Consider the following 16,592-nt stretch of genomic DNA (forward strand, 5'->3'; position numbering starts at 1 on the left):
GGATTATTTAGAATACAATTCTACAATCAAGCTTTCGTTGATTTCAGCAGGTAAATCAGAACGATCTGGTGCAGCTTTAAACGTACCTTCAAATTTAGAATGGTCAACTTCCATCCATGAAGGGATACCACGTTGAGCAGCCAATTCAATTGCGTTTTTAATACGTAATTGTTGTTTTGCACCTTCGTGAACTGCAATTACATCACCAGCTTTAACTTGAATAGACGCAATGTTAACACGACGACCATTTAAAGTAATGCTACGGTGAGATACAAGCTGACGAGCTTCTGCACGTGTAGAACCAAAACCCATGCGATAAACAACGTTATCAAGACGGCTTTCGAGCAATTTCAACAAGTTTTCACCTGTTGCGCCTTTCACACGAGCAGCTTCTTTATAGTAGTTACTAAATTGACGCTCTAAAACACCGTACATACGACGTACTTTTTGTTTTTCACGTAATTGTAGTGAGTACTCAGATTGCTTACCACCACGAGCCCCGCCATGTTGGCCAGGAGCTTTAGCGTGTTTTTTAGTTTTGACGTCAAATGGTTTAACGCCAGATTTTAGTTGCAGGTCTGTCCCTTCGCGGCGAGAGAGTTTGCATTTTGGACCAATATAACGAGCCATGAATGTTTCTCCTTACACGCGACGTTTTTTAGGTGGACGGCAACCGTTGTGAGGGATTGGAGTCACATCGGTAATGCTGTTAATTTTATAACCCACTGCACCTAATGCACGAACCGCAGACTCACGACCTGGACCAGGACCTTTAACAAGGACGTCCAAGTTTTTCAAACCGTAATCTAAAGCAGCTTTACCAGCAACTTCAGCAGCTACCTGAGCAGCGAACGGAGTTGATTTACGTGATCCACGGAAGCCTTGTCCACCTGAGGTAGCCCAAGCCAGTGCATTACCTTGACGATCGGTAATGGTCACAATGGTGTTATTAAAAGAAGCGTGAATGTGTGCAACACCTTCAGAGACGGTACGAGTGACCTTCTTGCGTGTGCGAGTATCTTTAGCCATCTTTTAGCTTCCAGAAATCTTATTTCTTAATCGGTTTGCGCGGACCTTTACGGGTACGTGCGTTAGTTTTGGTGCGTTGACCACGGACAGGCAAGCTGCGACGATGACGAAGACCGCGGTAGCAGCCTAAATCCATTAAACGTTTAATGTTCATGGAAATTTCGCGACGTAAGTCACCTTCGGTCGGAACCTTAGCAACTTCTGCACGAATCGCATCAAGCTGAGCGTCATCTAATTCACGGATCTTTGTTGTTGGTGCGATACCAGCAGCAGCTAAGATAGTCTTAGCAGTGTGGCGACCAATACCAAAGATATAAGTGAGAGAGATAACAGCGTGCTTGTTATCCGGAATGTTTACACCGGCAATACGAGCCATTCAATTTTCTCCAAAAAGGCAGTTAAGATAATCAACCGCCCCACAAAAATCTTGAGGGGCGGATAATAACCTAATTAGCCTACTGAAATCAACAGGTCTTAATCAAATTAACCTTGACGCTGCTTATGACGAGGTTCTGCGCTGCAAATTACGCGAATAACCCCATTACGACGGATAACTTTGCAGCTACCACAAATTTTCTTTACAGAAGCTTGTACTTTCATGATGAAACCTCTAAGTGCGCTTATCCCTTAGGATGAGCAGTCGTTTTTCTCATTAACGTTTGATTATCGTACTGGTGCGAGGTGAGATGTGCTTGAAGCTGAGCCATAAAGTCCATCACAACCACTACAACGATTAATAATGATGTACCACCTAAGCTAAATGGAATTCCAAATGAGCTTTGTAGAATCATCGGCATTAAGCAGACTACAGTGATGTAAATCGCGCCAATAAAGGTCAAACGACTGAGAATATGATCTAAGTAACGAGCAGTTTGCTCACCTGGGCGAATACCAGGCACATAAGCTCCGCTGCGTTTCAAGTTTTCCGAAACTTCTTTAGGGCTGAAAACTAGCGCAGTGTAGAAGTAACAGAAAAAGATAATTAACGCACCAAAGAGCACCAAATACAACGGTTGTCCAGGCGACAATACCAATGCCAAGTCTTGTAGACTACGCTTGATTAATCCAGCACTAGGATCCGCACTGCCGACCCATTGACCTAAGCTCGCTGGGAACAAAAGCAATGAACTGGCAAAAATTGCTGGAATCACACCTGCCATATTAATTTTTAATGGCAAATGCGTTTGCTGAGCAGTAAATACACGACGACCTTGTTGTTTTTGAGCATAGTTTACTGGAATACGACGCTGCGCCTTCTCAATAAACACAATTGCTGCAAGTACACCCAAAGACAATAAACCAAAAATTGCCAAACCAATCAGGCTTGACTGGCCACTGTCAATAGATGTGAAGGATTGCATAATTAAATTAGGCAAGCCTGCAACAATACCTGCGAAAATGATCATGGAAATACCATTGCCCACTCCGCGTTCGGTAATTTGTTCACCCAACCACATTAAGAACATTGTGCCTGCAACCAAAGAGGTCACAGCTGGAACGTAAAAAGCCAGACCTGACGTTAAGGTAATACCTTGACCAATCAGACCTGCACACATCCCAATCGCTTGCACAAGTGCAAGAAACAATGTGCCTTGGCGCGTATATTGATTAATTTTGCGTTTGCCTTGCTCGCCTTCTTTTTTCAAAGCTTCAAGCGAAGGAACCACGGTAGACATCAACTGTACGATAATCGAAGCAGAAATGTATGGCATGATCCCTAAAGCAAGAATCGACATCCGCTCTAATGCACCACCCGAAAACATGTTAAACAAACCAAGGATTGTACCTTGGTTTGCATTAAACAATTGTTCAAGTGCGGCATTATTAATGCCTGGTACTGGAATATGCGCTCCTAGTCGAAATACCAACAACGCACCAATGAGAAACATCATTCGGCGTATAATTTCACGGTATTTCACGTGAAATGGTTGGCCTTTCATCATGTGAACATGACCTGAAGAACTAGGAGACATAGACACTGGGGATTACTCCTCGACTTTACCGCCAGCCGCTTCAACAGCAGCTTTAGCGCCTTTAGTCACAGCAACACCTTGAATAGTGAATGCGCGAGTAATTTCACCAGAAAGTACGATACGAGCACGAGCCATATCTTTACGTACAACGTTCGCTGCTTTTAAAGTTTCAAGGCTAACGATGTCGCCTTCCACTTTAGCAAGCTCAGATAAACGTACTTCAGCAGTTTTCAAAGCGATTTGGCTAGTGAAACCGAATTTAGGTAAACGACGATATAACGCAGTTTGACCACCTTCGAATCCAGGACGTGTACCACCGCTCTTACGTGAGTTTTGACCTTTGATACCACGACCACCAGTCTTACCAACGCCAGAACCGATACCACGGCCTAGACGACGGGCTTCACGCTTAGCACCTTCTGCAGGTGCAAGTTCATTTAAACGCAGAGTCATGGCTTATTCCTCTACACTAACCATATAGTAGACTTGGTTGATCATACCACGGTTAGAAGGCGTATCTTGCACTTCTACAGTATGACCAATACGACGCAGACCTAAACCTTTAAGGCTAAGCTTGTGATTTTTCAAGCGGTGCGATGCAGATTTAGTCTGGGTAACTTTAATCGTTTTCATGATTGATTACCCTTGAATTTGTTCTACTGAAAGACCACGTTTCGCAGCAACCTTTTCAGGAGTTGTCATGTCACGCAAACCGTTAAAAGTTGCGTTCACTACGTTTGCAGCGTTAGTAGAACCACGGCATTTAGTCAATACGTTACGTACACCTGCAGCTTCTAAAACTGCACGCATAGAACCACCCGCAATTACACCAGTACCTTCAGATGCTGGTTGCATGTAAACACGGCTTGCACCATGACGCGCATGAATCGGGTGTTGTAAAGTACCATCTGCCAATTCGATAGTGATCATGTTACGACGTGCAGCTTCAAGTGCTTTAGAAATAGCAGCTGGAACTTCACGTGCTTTACCACGACCAAAACCTACGCGACCATTACCATCACCCACAACAGTTAATGCTGTGAAAGAGAAGATACGACCACCTTTAACAACTTTGGCTACGCGATCAACGGCAACCAGCTTTTCAACAAGACCTTCGTTTTGTTCAACTTTAGCCATGATTAGAACTCCAAGCCGTTTTCACGAGCAGCATCAGCCAAGGCTTTGATACGACCATGATATTTAAAACCAGAACGGTCAAACGCAACTTTAGTTACGCCAGCTGCTTTCGCGCGTTCTGCAATTAAAGCACCTACTTTTTGAGCTGCTTCAACGTTACCAGTTGTACCAGCACGTAAAGTAGCATCTAAAGTTGAAGCTTGCGCTAAAACTTTGCCACCATCTGCTGAAATAACTTGAGCATAGATGTGACGCGGCGTGCGGTTTACACACAAACGAGTCGCACCCAATGCACGGATGTGCAAGCGTGTGCTTTTCGCACGACGCAAACGGGATTGTTTCTTTTCGTTCATAAGAACCTCGCGCCTTATTTCTTCTTAGCTTCTTTACGAAGAACAACTTCATCCGAATAACGAACACCTTTACCTTTATATGGCTCTGGTGGACGGTATCCACGGATATCCGCAGCAACTTGACCTAAAGCTGCTTTATCAGCAGATTTAAGGATAATTTCAGTTGCAGTTGGAGTTTCTGCAGTCACACCTTCAGGAAGGGTGTAATCGATTGGGTGTGAAAAACCAAGGTTAAGGTTAACAACGTTACCTTTTACCGTAGCTTTATAACCAACACCAATCAATTGCAACTTACGTTCGAAGCCTTCGCTCACACCTTTTACAAGGTTGTTAAGCACAGCGCGAGCAGTACCAGCTTGCATCCAAGCGTCTTTCGACTCAGCTTTAGGAGCAATAGCTAAAATACCGTCTTCCTGTTTTAGCTCGACCAGCGCATGCAGGTTGAAAGACAATGTACCTTTGCTGCCTTTCACTTCGACCTGCCGGCCGTTCTGAGTAACTGTAACACCGTTAGGTACAGTTACTGGGGCTTTAGCCACACGAGACATGAGGAATCACCTATTATTAAGAAACAAAAGCAATAACTTCACCACCGATACCTGCAGCACGTGCAGCGCGATCAGTCATGATGCCTTTGCTTGTAGAAACGATTGCAATACCTAAACCTTGCTTAACGCTTGGAAGAGCATCTTTACCACGATACTGACGTAGACCTGGACGGCTTACGCGTTTCACAGTTTCGATAACTGGTTTGCCTTCATAGTATTTTAAAGTAATCGTTAATGTAGGTTTGCCTTCGTTGTCAGCCACTTCTACATTTGCGATATAACCTTCTTGTTGAAGTACGTTTGCAATAGCAACCTTCAACTTAGAATTAGGCATAGAAACAGTTTGTTTCTTTGCCATTTGGGCGTTACGAACACGCGTTAGCATGTCGGCAACGGTATCTTGCATACTCATTTATAGTGCTCCTTACCAGCTTGCCTTAACAACGCCCGGTACATCACCTTGCATTACTGTGTCACGTAATTTGTTACGGCTTAAACCGAACTTACGGAAGTAACCATGAGGACGACCAGTTAAACCACAACGGTTACGAAGACGTACTGGAGACGCATTACGTGGTAATGCTTGTAACTTCATCATCGCTTCGAAACGCTCTTCGTCGCTTGCATTTACGTTTGCAATCGTTGCTTTTAATTCAGCACGTTTTGCAGCGTATTTCGCAACAGTAGCTTCGCGTTTCAATTCGCGATTAATCATACCTTTCTTAGCCATATCGACCTCTTATTTGAACGGGAAGCCGAATGCACGCATAAGCGCACGGCCTTCGTCATCGGTGCGAGCAGTCGTAGTGATGGTGATGTCCATACCACGAATTTGATCAATCTTATCGAAATCGATTTCAGGGAACATGATTTGTTCCTTGAGACCCATAGAGTAGTTACCACGACCATCGAATGATTTCGAAGAGAAACCACGGAAGTCACGGATACGAGGGATCGCGATAGAGATCAAACGGTCTAAGAATTCGTACATACGTTCGCCGCGTAAAGTAACTTTACAACCAATCGGCCAACCATCACGGATTTTAAAACCAGCGATTGATTTACGAGCTAATGTTAAAACTGGTTTTTGACCAGCAATAGCTTGCATATCAGAAAGAGCGCCATCTAACAATTTCTTGTCAGCAGCTGCAGCACCAACACCCATGTTGATGGTAATTTTAGTGATGCGAGGGATCTCCATCACATTCTTAACGCCCAATTGTTCTTGTAATTGAGCCTTAAGTTCGTCGTTGTAACGTGTTTTAAGTCTGGCCATTGCCTATTTCAACCTATTACTTCGCCACCGCCACTGATTCACCATTCGATTTATAAACGCGAGTTTTCACGCCATCAATCGTTTGGTAACCAACACGGTCAGCCTTTTGGGTTGTAGCATTAAAAATTGCCACGTTTGAGATATGAAGCGAAGCTTCCTGCGTTACGATACCGCCTTCAGCGCCCGTAGCACGGTTTGGCTTCTGGTGCTTCTTAACCAAGTTAAGACCTTCGACCTTAACACGGTCATTAGAAACTGACAGAACAGTACCCTGTTTGCCTTTTTCTTTACCTGCGATCACAATTACTTGATCGCCTTTTTTAATCTTAGCCATGATTGCCTCTTATAGAACTTCAGGAGCCAATGAAATGATTTTCATGAACTGTTCAGTACGAAGTTCACGAGTCACTGGTCCGAAAATACGAGTTGCAATCGGTGCTTTGTTGTTATTCAAAATAACAGCAGCGTTATCATCAAAACGGATCACAGAACCGTCTGGACGACGAATACCGAACTTTGTACGTACAACAACAGCATTCATCACGTCACCTTTTTTAACACGTGCGCGTGGAATAGCTTCTTTTACAGTAACTTTAATAATGTCGCCAACAGAAGCATAACGACGATGTGAACCACCTAGTACTTTAATACATTGTACGCGGCGAGCACCACTGTTGTCAGCTACGTCAAGCATCGTTTCGGTTTGAATCATTGCCCTACTCCAAAACCGAGCATCACCGGTCACAATTTCGAAAGGCTCAAAGAGTACTCGAAATTGACCGATGATGCAACAAGAACGTTAATTACTCAGCAGCAGCTTCAACAACTTCAACTAAAGTCCATGACTTAGTTTTAGACATTGGGCGGCTTTCTTTGATGGTTACAACATCACCAATCTTGGCGGCATTGTTCTCATCATGAGCGTGTAATTTGGTTGAACGGCGAATCAATTTGCCATACAACGGGTGTTGAACTTGGCGTTCAATAAGGACAACAATAGATTTTTCCATTTTGTCGCTTACAACTTTGCCAGTTAACGTGCGGACTGTATTTTGACTCATTGCCCGTTCCCCTGTTTTTCGGTAAGGAGGGTCTTGATGCGTGCAATAGTTTTACGAGTAAGCGCAACTTCATGCGATTTACCCAATTGACCAGTTGCTTTCGCCATACGAAGACGGAATTGGTTAAGCTGTTGCTCATCAAGCAAAGCTGTCAACTCTTCTACCGACTTTTCACGTAGATCTTTAGTTTTCATTACATTACCGTCCGAGTCACGATAGTGGTTTTAAACGGAAGTTTAGCAGCAGCAAGCGTAAATGCTTCACGCGCCAATTCTTCGTTCACACCATCAATTTCGTACAAGACTTTACCTGGTTTGATTTGACAAACCCAATATTCCACAGAACCTTTACCTTTACCCATACGCACTTCAAGAGGCTTAGAAGTAATTGGTTTGTCTGGGAATACACGGATAAAGATCTTACCACCACGCTTAATACGACGGCTGATTGTACGACGTGCCGCTTCAATTTGACGCGCAGTCATTTGACCACGCTCAACTGATTTAAGAGCGATAGTACCGAAAGATACTGAGCTACCACGGTGCGCTAAGCCAGTGTTACGGCCTTTTTGCACCTTACGGAATTTAGTACGTTTAGGTTGCAACATGGATTATTCTCCTTTTTCAGCAGAACGATCATTGCGACGACCACGACGCTCTTGACCTTCACCACGACCGCGACCGCGTTTAGCTGGACGTTCTTCAGCAGGTGCTGGGTTCATGACTTGCTTCATGCCACCCAAGATTTCACCACGGAATACCCAAACTTTAACACCAATCGTACCGTAAGTAGTTTCAGCACGCATAGTTGCATAGTCGATGTCCGCACGAAGTGTATGCAAAGGTACACGACCTTCACGATACCATTCAGTACGTGCAATCTCTGCACCACCTAAACGACCAGAAACTTCAACTTTGATACCTTTAGCACCAGCACGCATAGAGTTCTGTACCGCACGCTTCATAGCACGACGGAACATTACACGCTTTTCTAATTGAGAAGCGATTGCTTCAGCAACTAAACGTGCATCTAAGTCTGGACGGTCAATTTCGTTGATGCTTACTTGCGCAGGAACACCCATAATAGATGTTAATTCGCGTTGTAATTTCTCAATGTCTTCGCCTTTTTTACCGATTACGATACCAGGACGCGCAGTGCTAATTGTTACTTTAGCAGCACCCGTTGGACGTTCGATAAGAATATTGCTTACCATTGCGTTCTTAAGTTTTTTAGTTAAAAACTCACGAACTTGAAGGTCTTTAAGCAAGTATTCAGCGTATTGTTTCGGATTCGCATACCAGTTAGCGTTATGACGTTTCACAACACCTAGGCGGATACCGATTGGATGAACCTTCTGACCCATATCAAACCCCTACCTTAACGGTGATGTGACAAGTACGCTTAGTAATACGATCTGCACGGCCTTTAGCACGTGGCATAATACGTTTAAGGCTCATGCCTTCATCAACGTAAATCGTAGATACTTTAAGGTCGTCTACATCTAAACTGTTATTGTGTTCAGCATTTGCAATTGCAGATTCCAATGCTTTCTTAACTAAAACAGCAGCTTTTTTGTTGCTGAAGTTTAAAATGTTAAGTGCATGCGCAACAGATTTGCCGCGGATAAGATCTGCAACCAAACGTGCTTTTTGTGCCGAGATAGCGGCACCGCGTAATTTAGCAGTTACTTCCATCATAGCACCTATTAACGTTTAGACTTCTTGTCAACACCGTGACCACGATAGGTACGAGTTGGCGCGAATTCACCGAGTTTATGACCAACCATGTGTTCAGAGATAATCACTGGAACATGGTTACGACCATTGTGAACAGAAATTGTTAAACCAACAAAATCTGGGAGGATCATCGAACGACGCGACCAAGTTTTGATCGGCTTACGGTTATTAGCCGCGATTGCCGCTTCAACCTTAGCGAACAAGTGCGCATCGACGAATGGGCCTTTTTTCAGAGAACGAGGCATTGTCAGATTCCTTTACTTGTTACTTAACGCGACGGTCGCGAATAATCATCTTAGTCGTACGCTTGTTGGTACGTGTCTTGTACCCTTTAGCTTTTTGACCCCATGGGCTTACAGGTTGGATACCTTTAGTACGCCCTTCACCACCGCCGTGCGGGTGATCAACCGGGTTCATTGCCATACCACGAACGGTAGGACGAACACCACGCCAGCGCGAAGCACCTGCTTTACCAAGTGAACGAAGGTTGCTTTCTGAGTTAGATACTTCACCTAACACAGCGCGACATTCAACGTGCACTTTACGCATTTCGCCTGAACGTAGACGAACGATAGCGTATGAACCGTCACGACCCAACAATTGAACTGATGTACCAGCAGAACGCGCTAATTGAGCACCTTTACCGATTTTAAGTTCGATGTTGTGAAGAGTAGCACCAATTGGCATGTTACGAAGTGGCAAGCAGTTACCTGGACGAATTGGAGCATCGTTACCAGATTGAACTTGATCACCAGCACGTAAACCTTTAGGCGCAATAATATAACGACGTTCACCGTCAGCATACTTCAACAATGCGATGTGTGCAGTACGGTTTGGATCGTATTCAATACGCTCTACAACAGCAGGAATGCCATCTTTGTTACGTTTGAAGTCTACGATACGGTAGTGTTGCTTATGACCACCACCAACGTGACGTGTAGTAATGTGACCGTTGTTGTTACGACCACCAGTACGTTTTTTAGCTTCCACCAACGGCGCATAAGGCGCACCTTTGTGAAGATGGTCGTGAACGACTTTCTCTACAAAGCGACGTCCTGGAGACGTTGGCTTACATTTTTGAATCGGCATAAATTTCGTCCTTATTCCGCTGCGCTTTCAGCGGTATCGCCCAAGTCAGCCATTTCAACATCTTGGCCAGCTTTCAGGGTGACGTATGCTTTTTTAACATCAGAACGGCGTCCTAATGTACGACCAAAGCGCTTAGTCTTACCTTTAGTGATAGTCGTGTTAACTTTAACAACTTCCACACCAAATAATTGCTCAACTGCTTTTTTGATTTCAAGTTTGTTTGCATTTAATGCAACTTTGAATACTTGAACACCAGCAGTTTCGCCTAAAACTTGTGCTTTTTCTGAAAATACAGGTCCTTGTAGGACTTGATATAAACGTTCGTTGTTCATCCGAGTTCTACCTCAATTTTCTTAGCAGCAGCAACAGACATTACAACTTTGTCGAACGCGATCAAGCTAACAGGATCGATTGCAGTAGCATCAACCACATCAACGTGTGGAAGGTTACGCGCTGCAAGATATAGATTCTCATCTACAGCTTCAGTTACGATCAATGCGCGAGTTGCATTCAAGTCGTTAAGTTTTGCAAGCAACTCTTTAGTTTTAGGAGCTTCAACAGCAAACTCTTCAACCAATACAAGACGATCTTGGCGAACAAGTTCAGCTAAGATACATTGCATTGCACCGCGGTACATTTTGCGGTTAACTTTTTGAGACCAATCTTGTGGACGAGCAGCAAAAGTTTTACCACCACCAACCCAGATTGGGCTACGAATAGAACCAGCACGAGCGCGGCCAGTACCTTTTTGACGGAATGGTTTTTTACCACCGCCAGCAACGTCTGCACGTGATTTCTGAGCTTTAGAGCCTTGACGACCACCAGCTAAGTAAGCCGTAACAACTTGGTGTACAAGTGCTTCATTGAATTCACGACCGAACGCAACTTCAGATAACTCAACAGCAGAGCCGGAAACAGTATTTAAATTCACGTTATTTCCCCTCAAGCCTTGATCGTAGGACGTACAGTTACGTCACCACCAGTCGCACCAGGAATCGCACCTTTAACAACAAGAACTGAACGCTCTGTGTCGATAGATACAATTTCAAGACCCTGTACAGTTACGCGTTCAGCACCTAAATGGCCAGCCATTTTTTTGCCTTTGAATACGCGACCAGGAGTCTGGTTTTGACCTGTAGAACCTAGAACACGGTGAGAAACAGAGTTACCGTGAGTAGCGTCTTGAGTACGGAAGTTCCAACGCTTAACACCACCCTGGAAACCCTTACCTTTAGACTGACCAGTTACGTCAACGATCTGACCTACTGTGAACAAATCTACACCGATAGTTCCGCCAACTTCACGACCTTCAAGGTCAGCTTCTGTAGCACGGAATTCTTGAACTAAACGACCAGCAGCAACACCCGCTTTAGCGAAGTGACCTTTCTGAGCGTTAGTTACGCGAGATTCGCGACGTTCACCAGTAGTAACCTGAATTGCTTGATAACCATCTGTTTCAAGCGTTTTGATTTGAGTGATGCGGTTAGGATCAACCTCAATCACTGTAACAGGTACAGAAACACCAGCATCTGTAAAGATACGGGTCATACCGCACTTGCGACCGACTAAACCAATAGCCATGTGCATAAACCTCTAAAAAAGCGGCCTAATTAACTTAGAGTGTTAATTAACCGAAAGCCTTAACCCAATGCAATCTGAACATCAACACCAGCTGCTAGATCTAATTTCATCAACGCATCAACAGTTTTATCTGTAGGTTGAACGATGTCGATCAAACGCTTGTAAGTACGGATTTCATACTGGTCGCGCGCATCTTTGTTTACGTGTGGTGATGTTAAAACGTTGAAGCGTTCGATGCGAGTTGGCATCGGGATTGGACCACAAACTTGTGCGCCAGTACGCTTAGCGGTTTCTACGATTTCTTGAGCAGATTGATCGATCAGACGATGATCAAAAGACTTCAAACGGATACGAATTCTCTGGTTAGACATACCAGTTAACTCCAAGCCAAATATATAAAGAATCACCCTTGACGCATCTCACCCCACTAATTTAAGGCAAGTGTCAAAGGCAGTGAATTATCACTAAGGTCATGATCGATGCCACGACTGTCACGATGTTAACTACTTTCTTCGCAGTTAACCCCCTTGCATAAAGGGTCGCCCATTATAACGATTGTTTAATGCATAAGCAAATCTCTTTTTGGCTTTATTGCTTTATTTTTCACGCTCTGCCGATTTCTCTTTTTAAAATATACGATTAGCACTTTATATATGAGTTAGGCAGCATTCCTATCCAATTATTGAGTGTAAATGTAGGTAATCTGCTTTTTGACCATTTCCTCTACCTTGACAGCGCAAATCATCCTCACCATGACTAACTTTCATTTTTTGTGTTCACTCCACAATCCATGACTTTATTCCCTAAGTTTGCTTTGTGCTAAAACATAATCTATTGCACGATTCATTAATTGGTTGCCTGCCTGAAATTGTGCTGCAGACATCTGTTTTAATTCATGCGCGGGTTGTACATACATGCCTGAAAATGCAGGTTTCATTTCAGCATTGTCCAAAAACAACTGCAAAGCCCGTGGGGTAATTTCTGGATGGAACTGAAATCCTAGTACGTTTTTCCCAATTTGATACAGTTGATTGGTGCAAGCGGCATTACTGGCAAGTCTTACCGCGCCCTTAGGTAATTCAAAAGTTTCGCCATGCCACTGCATCACTGAGATTTGATCAGGCATTTGGAAACAGCTTTCTGGTATATTTTCGACTTTATAGACAGGATGCCAACCGCGCTCCTGTTCAGGATTAGGACTCACTGCTGCACCCAACGCATTGGCAATCATCTGCCCACCTAAACACAAACCGATTGCAGGTTTACCCATCGCCAAATAACGCCTAATCCAGCGTTTTTCTGTTTTTAACCATGGATAATGTACTTCATCATTTACACTCATGGCACCGCCCATCACAATTAACAGGTCAATATCTTCAACTTTGGGTAAGGCTTCAATTTCAATATTTTGCTCAGGCGGTAAAGCAAAAAATTCGGTTGCAGTGATATGCGCCCCCATCTGCTTTAAATAGTCATAGCAACTTCCAAAACCTTCACCTGCACTATGCTGAAAATAATGCACGCTTAGTGGTGCTTTCATCTGGATCATCCTTTGTATTTTCTATACTTCAGCTTCTGCAAAAATAGCGCCAAGTTCAAGGCATGTCTTGTAGTGCAGCTTTTTATAGCCTAAAGCCAGTATTTCTCTTAAGCTAAACTCAATATTTGCTTATTTTCTGAGTGAACCTGTGAAGAAAAATGCTCAAACTGCTTTAATTCATGCACCAAGACGTGCCCCACAATATATTCAAACGGTACAGCCTCCCCTATTTCGTGCATCGACCATTATCTTTGAAAACACAGATGCACTGTTTAATCGACACTGGACTGATGCTTATGATTATAGCTATGGCACACATGGCACACCGACGACCTTTACGTTAGGTGATCACATCGCGCAGATCGAAGGCGGTCTGTATCACCTGCTGGCGCCGAGCGGCCTCTCTGCGATTAATCTGGTCAATTCCTGCTTGTTAAGCCAGGGTGATGAGGTCTGGGTTCCGGACAATATTTATGGTCCGAATATGGAGCATCTGCGTAATCTGCAGCAGCGTTATGGCATTGCCGTCAAGGTCTATAACCCGTTGGAGGTAGAAAACTTTAGCCCAAGCGATAAAGCCAAACTGTTATGGCTCGAAGCGGCTGGTTCGGTGACACTGGAGTTTCCGGACTTAATTGGTCTGGTAAAAAAAGCCCAAGCCCATAACATTCTGACTGCACTGGACAATACCTGGGGTGCAGGTCTTGCCTTTAATGCTTTTGATTTTGGCAATGAACATTTAAGTGTCGATATGACCGTGCATGCCCTGACCAAATACCCAAGTGGTGGTGGTGACATTTTAATGGGGTCTGTCGTGACCCGTGATCAACACTTACATCATCAACTGTTTCGTATGCATGCCATTCAAGGTATTTGCGTATCGGGGGATGATGTCGCGCAAGTACAACGCAGTTTGGCTTCGATGCAACTACGTTATGAGCACCAAGCAAAAAGCACAATTGAATTACTCAACTGGCTGAAACTACAACCACAATTTGCTCAGGTGTTGCACCCTGCCGATGCCACATCTGCGGGGCATGCGTATTGGAAAGAAATTTGCCGCGATGGACACAGCGCAGGTTTGGTCAGCGTGATTTTTGACAATAACTACAAGTTGCAAGATATTCGCAATTTCTGTGACAGCTTAAAACTGTTTAAGCTTGGCTTTAGCTGGGGTGGTCCTGTCAGTCTGGTCATGCTATATAACTTAAAAGAAATGCGTGTGCTTGAACATTCACATTTGAAGGAGGGTTTTCTGGTTCGTTTCTGTATTGGTCTGGAACATCCGGAAGATCTGATTCAGGATATTCAACAAGCTTTAAAAGTCTTAGCTTAAATATCGACATAAAAAATTGGGCAATTTGCCCAATTTTTTACATTATTGTTTCGCTTTACTTAAAGTAATCATAGCTTACTGAAACAGTCTCACCTGCTTTTGGTAAAGCTGTTCCATAGAACACTAAACTTACGCCAGAATTACTATAAACTAGATCAAAGCCTTGTCGATGTGTTGTATCACGCGCAACATTTTGACCATTTACTGTCACTTTAACAGTTGAAGGTACTGGTACCTGTTTTAAACTAAACTGACTTGCAAGACCGGTTGCTACACGAATAATGTCATCAAATACTACATTCCAGCTTGTGGCATCCGCACAAATTGAAGCAGAAGCCCCACCAGTCAACCGTGCAATCTCTTTAAAATGACCACCGCCCTCTGCTGATCCACCTTGACCATTACATTCGAATCCTGGTGTACTCCAAGAAATTGTAGGATCTGCAAAAGTTGGACGAATATGATCAGATGTACCTACAATCGAAAAGTAGGTAGTGTTTGTAGACAAGAAATAATTTTTATAATCATTAAAATCTCGTCGTGTATAGTTACTATATACTGGACTGGACTGCCAATATGTTTCATTTTCAGGCTCATCTGAAACAAACACCACTAAATTCTTCACGTTTGGACGGTCAAAACCAGTCAAATCTGCTTCACGAACGCAGTAAAAACCTGTTTCAGTAGCTGAACCATAAGTTCCAGGTTGAGCCAAGGTTGCCCACTCTTGCTCTGCATCAGGTGTATTTCTATCAATAAAATTAGTCGTTTTATCTTTTAAAGTTCTAAGCGACTTACATGCGTACGCATCCTGCGTATTCACTGCTAAACGATAATCTACACCTGCTTGATTCAATGATTTAAAGAACTGTGCAGCACCATTAGCCAAGTTACGCTGTTCTTCAGACATTGAACCTGAAGAATCAATATTCCATAAAATGTCAACCGCATTTGCAGATTGTGTTGTTTGAGTAAAAGTTTCTTTTACTGTAGCCACTTCAATAACCGCATTGCTACTTAAAGCACTAGCAATATTCAAATCACCATATACTTGGTTAACTTGATCACTATTACTCGCTACGTAAGTATTCCCCCAAATATAACCTAATTGGTTTGCAAGCCAAAAAGATAGATTGAGACGTAATTTTTTATCACTTGCTTGTACGGCTACAGGAGTAGTAACAGATGAATTTGAATTTAATACAGATAACAACAGATCACGAACTTTAGTCAGTTCATTGGCATTAGAAAAATCAATATCCAAGATTACATTAACCACTTCACCTTGAGCATTCGTAGATACACGATTAGTTAAAATATTGACTTTTGCATTTTGCTGGATAAGAGCATCAGTAAATGCAGCTAAATAGAATTTACTAAATTCATCTAAATTTTGATTTAATACAACGGATCTCACTTTCGCTTGATTCTGTGCCGATGAAGCAGTTAAATCAACCTGTGAAGCAAATCCAGCTGCTTTTGTCACATTATCATCTAACAATAAAACAGTCCGACCTGATGTTAATGCTGTCTCTGTAAAATATTTAGGATTCACTGCACCAAAAACTGCAATATTTGCCTTTTCACTTACTACAGTTGCAACATCTTGAATAGTAGTAAGCGTTTCGTCTGGCTGTTCTGGTGGAACTGGATCAGTAGGCTTTGTAGATATTGAGCTATCTGAATCACCACCACATGCCGTTAAAAATACAGATGTTCCCACTAACATTGCTAATAATTGTTTGTTAAGTTTCATTTATACCCTCTAACCGTTTTCAAACTATTTAATAAAAGCTATTAAATTAAAATTTTATTTTTCATAATGTTATTAAAAATAAAATGAATGGTGAATATTACAAAAAAAATGGATACAATTTCAACAATAAAGTAAAAATACCTTAACATGTAACACAATAAACCAAAAAAGAGGCTT

28 protein-coding genes and 1 pseudogene are annotated in these 16,592 nt (G+C 43.0%); 1 reads left to right on the forward strand and 28 read right to left on the reverse strand.

What is annotated here, in order from left to right; all coding sequences use genetic code 11:
* Positions 1 to 3 precede the first annotated feature (3 nt).
* From rpsD to E0H79_RS00525, 27 genes and pseudogenes are all read right to left on the reverse strand, one after another.
* Positions 4 to 630: a 30S ribosomal protein S4 gene (rpsD, locus tag E0H79_RS00395; RefSeq protein WP_004974744.1), complete on the reverse strand. Its 627-nt coding sequence runs from the start codon at positions 628 to 630 to the stop codon at positions 4 to 6.
* Positions 631 to 642: 12 nt separating this feature from the next.
* On the reverse strand, positions 643 to 1,029 hold the full coding sequence (rpsK, locus tag E0H79_RS00400) for a 30S ribosomal protein S11 (RefSeq protein WP_001040166.1): 387 nt from the start codon (positions 1,027 to 1,029) through the stop codon (positions 643 to 645).
* A gap of 19 nt (positions 1,030 to 1,048) precedes the next feature.
* Positions 1,049 to 1,405 carry a 30S ribosomal protein S13 gene (rpsM, locus tag E0H79_RS00405; protein ID WP_004974734.1) on the reverse strand — a complete coding sequence of 119 codons (357 nt, stop codon included), beginning with the start codon at positions 1,403 to 1,405 and terminating at the stop codon, positions 1,049 to 1,051.
* Positions 1,406 to 1,512: 107 nt separating this feature from the next.
* Positions 1,513 to 1,629: a 50S ribosomal protein L36 gene (rpmJ, locus tag E0H79_RS00410; RefSeq protein WP_000867907.1), complete on the reverse strand. Its 117-nt coding sequence runs from the start codon at positions 1,627 to 1,629 to the stop codon at positions 1,513 to 1,515.
* Positions 1,630 to 1,649: 20 nt separating this feature from the next.
* Positions 1,650 to 2,969, reverse strand: coding sequence for a preprotein translocase subunit SecY (gene secY, locus E0H79_RS00415; RefSeq protein WP_171062591.1), 1,320 nt, complete (start codon positions 2,967 to 2,969; stop codon positions 1,650 to 1,652).
* A 45-nt stretch (positions 2,970 to 3,014) separates the two neighbouring features.
* A complete protein-coding gene (gene rplO, locus E0H79_RS00420) occupies positions 3,015 to 3,455 on the reverse strand; it encodes a 50S ribosomal protein L15 (RefSeq protein WP_004974728.1) in 441 nt (146 codons plus the stop codon).
* Positions 3,456 to 3,458: 3 nt separating this feature from the next.
* On the reverse strand, positions 3,459 to 3,635 hold the full coding sequence (gene rpmD, locus E0H79_RS00425; RefSeq protein WP_004786899.1) for a 50S ribosomal protein L30: 177 nt from the start codon (positions 3,633 to 3,635) through the stop codon (positions 3,459 to 3,461).
* 6 nt (positions 3,636 to 3,641) lie between these two features.
* On the reverse strand, positions 3,642 to 4,139 hold the full coding sequence (gene rpsE / locus E0H79_RS00430) for a 30S ribosomal protein S5 (protein WP_004974725.1): 498 nt from the start codon (positions 4,137 to 4,139) through the stop codon (positions 3,642 to 3,644).
* Between the two features lie 2 nt (positions 4,140 to 4,141).
* Positions 4,142 to 4,492 (reverse strand): 50S ribosomal protein L18, encoded by a 351-nt coding sequence (rplR, locus tag E0H79_RS00435; protein WP_004281497.1) that lies wholly within the window; start codon positions 4,490 to 4,492, stop codon positions 4,142 to 4,144.
* Between the two features lie 14 nt (positions 4,493 to 4,506).
* The gene (gene rplF / locus E0H79_RS00440) at positions 4,507 to 5,040 is read right to left on the reverse strand and encodes a 50S ribosomal protein L6 (protein WP_131260585.1); all 534 of its coding nucleotides are present in this window, start codon (positions 5,038 to 5,040) and stop codon (positions 4,507 to 4,509) included.
* Positions 5,041 to 5,056: 16 nt separating this feature from the next.
* Positions 5,057 to 5,452 carry a 30S ribosomal protein S8 gene (rpsH, locus tag E0H79_RS00445; protein ID WP_004974720.1) on the reverse strand — a complete coding sequence of 132 codons (396 nt, stop codon included), beginning with the start codon at positions 5,450 to 5,452 and terminating at the stop codon, positions 5,057 to 5,059.
* A 12-nt stretch (positions 5,453 to 5,464) separates the two neighbouring features.
* Complete coding sequence (rpsN, locus tag E0H79_RS00450) at positions 5,465 to 5,770, reverse strand: 30S ribosomal protein S14 (protein WP_004825185.1); 306 nt, start codon at positions 5,768 to 5,770, stop codon at positions 5,465 to 5,467.
* Between the two features lie 9 nt (positions 5,771 to 5,779).
* Positions 5,780 to 6,316 (reverse strand): 50S ribosomal protein L5, encoded by a 537-nt coding sequence (gene rplE, locus E0H79_RS00455; RefSeq protein ID WP_004974719.1) that lies wholly within the window; start codon positions 6,314 to 6,316, stop codon positions 5,780 to 5,782.
* Between the two features lie 16 nt (positions 6,317 to 6,332).
* A complete protein-coding gene (rplX, locus tag E0H79_RS00460; RefSeq protein WP_004974717.1) occupies positions 6,333 to 6,650 on the reverse strand; it encodes a 50S ribosomal protein L24 in 318 nt (105 codons plus the stop codon).
* A 9-nt stretch (positions 6,651 to 6,659) separates the two neighbouring features.
* On the reverse strand, positions 6,660 to 7,028 hold the full coding sequence (rplN, locus tag E0H79_RS00465) for a 50S ribosomal protein L14 (protein ID WP_001982634.1): 369 nt from the start codon (positions 7,026 to 7,028) through the stop codon (positions 6,660 to 6,662).
* Positions 7,029 to 7,119: 91 nt separating this feature from the next.
* On the reverse strand, positions 7,120 to 7,377 hold the full coding sequence (rpsQ, locus tag E0H79_RS00470; protein WP_131260586.1) for a 30S ribosomal protein S17: 258 nt from the start codon (positions 7,375 to 7,377) through the stop codon (positions 7,120 to 7,122).
* Entirely contained in the window at positions 7,374 to 7,571 is a 198-nt protein-coding gene (gene rpmC, locus E0H79_RS00475; protein ID WP_004650482.1) for a 50S ribosomal protein L29, read from the reverse strand. The genes rpsQ and rpmC overlap by 4 nt, the downstream gene beginning before the upstream one ends.
* Positions 7,571 to 7,984, reverse strand: coding sequence for a 50S ribosomal protein L16 (gene rplP, locus E0H79_RS00480; RefSeq protein ID WP_004691317.1), 414 nt, complete (start codon positions 7,982 to 7,984; stop codon positions 7,571 to 7,573). Before rplP ends, rpmC begins: the two co-directional genes overlap by 1 nt.
* Positions 7,924 to 8,740: pseudogene (gene rpsC / locus E0H79_RS00485) on the reverse strand (30S ribosomal protein S3). Before rpsC ends, rplP begins: the two are co-directional and overlap by 61 nt.
* A 1-nt stretch (position 8,741) precedes the next feature.
* Positions 8,742 to 9,071, reverse strand: coding sequence for a 50S ribosomal protein L22 (rplV, locus tag E0H79_RS00490; RefSeq protein WP_001982638.1), 330 nt, complete (start codon positions 9,069 to 9,071; stop codon positions 8,742 to 8,744).
* An 11-nt stretch (positions 9,072 to 9,082) separates the two neighbouring features.
* Positions 9,083 to 9,358: a 30S ribosomal protein S19 gene (gene rpsS, locus E0H79_RS00495; protein WP_004673001.1), complete on the reverse strand. Its 276-nt coding sequence runs from the start codon at positions 9,356 to 9,358 to the stop codon at positions 9,083 to 9,085.
* A gap of 19 nt (positions 9,359 to 9,377) precedes the next feature.
* Positions 9,378 to 10,202: a 50S ribosomal protein L2 gene (gene rplB / locus E0H79_RS00500; protein WP_004974706.1), complete on the reverse strand. Its 825-nt coding sequence runs from the start codon at positions 10,200 to 10,202 to the stop codon at positions 9,378 to 9,380.
* An 11-nt stretch (positions 10,203 to 10,213) separates the two neighbouring features.
* Positions 10,214 to 10,534: a 50S ribosomal protein L23 gene (gene rplW, locus E0H79_RS00505; RefSeq protein ID WP_004974703.1), complete on the reverse strand. Its 321-nt coding sequence runs from the start codon at positions 10,532 to 10,534 to the stop codon at positions 10,214 to 10,216.
* Entirely contained in the window at positions 10,531 to 11,133 is a 603-nt protein-coding gene (gene rplD, locus E0H79_RS00510) for a 50S ribosomal protein L4 (RefSeq protein WP_004974702.1), read from the reverse strand. Before rplD ends, rplW begins: the two co-directional genes overlap by 4 nt.
* An 11-nt stretch (positions 11,134 to 11,144) precedes the next feature.
* Positions 11,145 to 11,783 carry a 50S ribosomal protein L3 gene (gene rplC / locus E0H79_RS00515; RefSeq protein WP_026438075.1) on the reverse strand — a complete coding sequence of 213 codons (639 nt, stop codon included), beginning with the start codon at positions 11,781 to 11,783 and terminating at the stop codon, positions 11,145 to 11,147.
* A 59-nt stretch (positions 11,784 to 11,842) separates the two neighbouring features.
* Positions 11,843 to 12,154 carry a 30S ribosomal protein S10 gene (gene rpsJ, locus E0H79_RS00520; protein ID WP_000070912.1) on the reverse strand — a complete coding sequence of 104 codons (312 nt, stop codon included), beginning with the start codon at positions 12,152 to 12,154 and terminating at the stop codon, positions 11,843 to 11,845.
* A gap of 425 nt (positions 12,155 to 12,579) precedes the next feature.
* Positions 12,580 to 13,323, reverse strand: coding sequence for a type 1 glutamine amidotransferase (locus E0H79_RS00525; protein WP_131260587.1), 744 nt, complete (start codon positions 13,321 to 13,323; stop codon positions 12,580 to 12,582).
* A gap of 148 nt (positions 13,324 to 13,471) precedes the next feature.
* Between E0H79_RS00525 and E0H79_RS00530 the strand changes: the two genes are divergently transcribed.
* On the forward strand, positions 13,472 to 14,659 hold the full coding sequence (locus tag E0H79_RS00530; protein ID WP_131260588.1) for a PLP-dependent transferase: 1,188 nt from the start codon (positions 13,472 to 13,474) through the stop codon (positions 14,657 to 14,659).
* Positions 14,660 to 14,714: 55 nt separating this feature from the next.
* On the opposite strand, the gene E0H79_RS15445 is transcribed toward E0H79_RS00530, so the two are convergent.
* On the reverse strand, positions 14,715 to 16,415 hold the full coding sequence (locus E0H79_RS15445; protein ID WP_225543809.1) for a vWA domain-containing protein: 1,701 nt from the start codon (positions 16,413 to 16,415) through the stop codon (positions 14,715 to 14,717).
* Positions 16,416 to 16,592 lie beyond the last annotated feature (177 nt).

Origin of the sequence: Acinetobacter sp. ANC 5045 (assembly GCF_004331005.1) — a bacterium.
In the GTDB taxonomy this organism is placed as follows: Bacteria; Pseudomonadota; Gammaproteobacteria; order Pseudomonadales; family Moraxellaceae; genus Acinetobacter; species Acinetobacter towneri.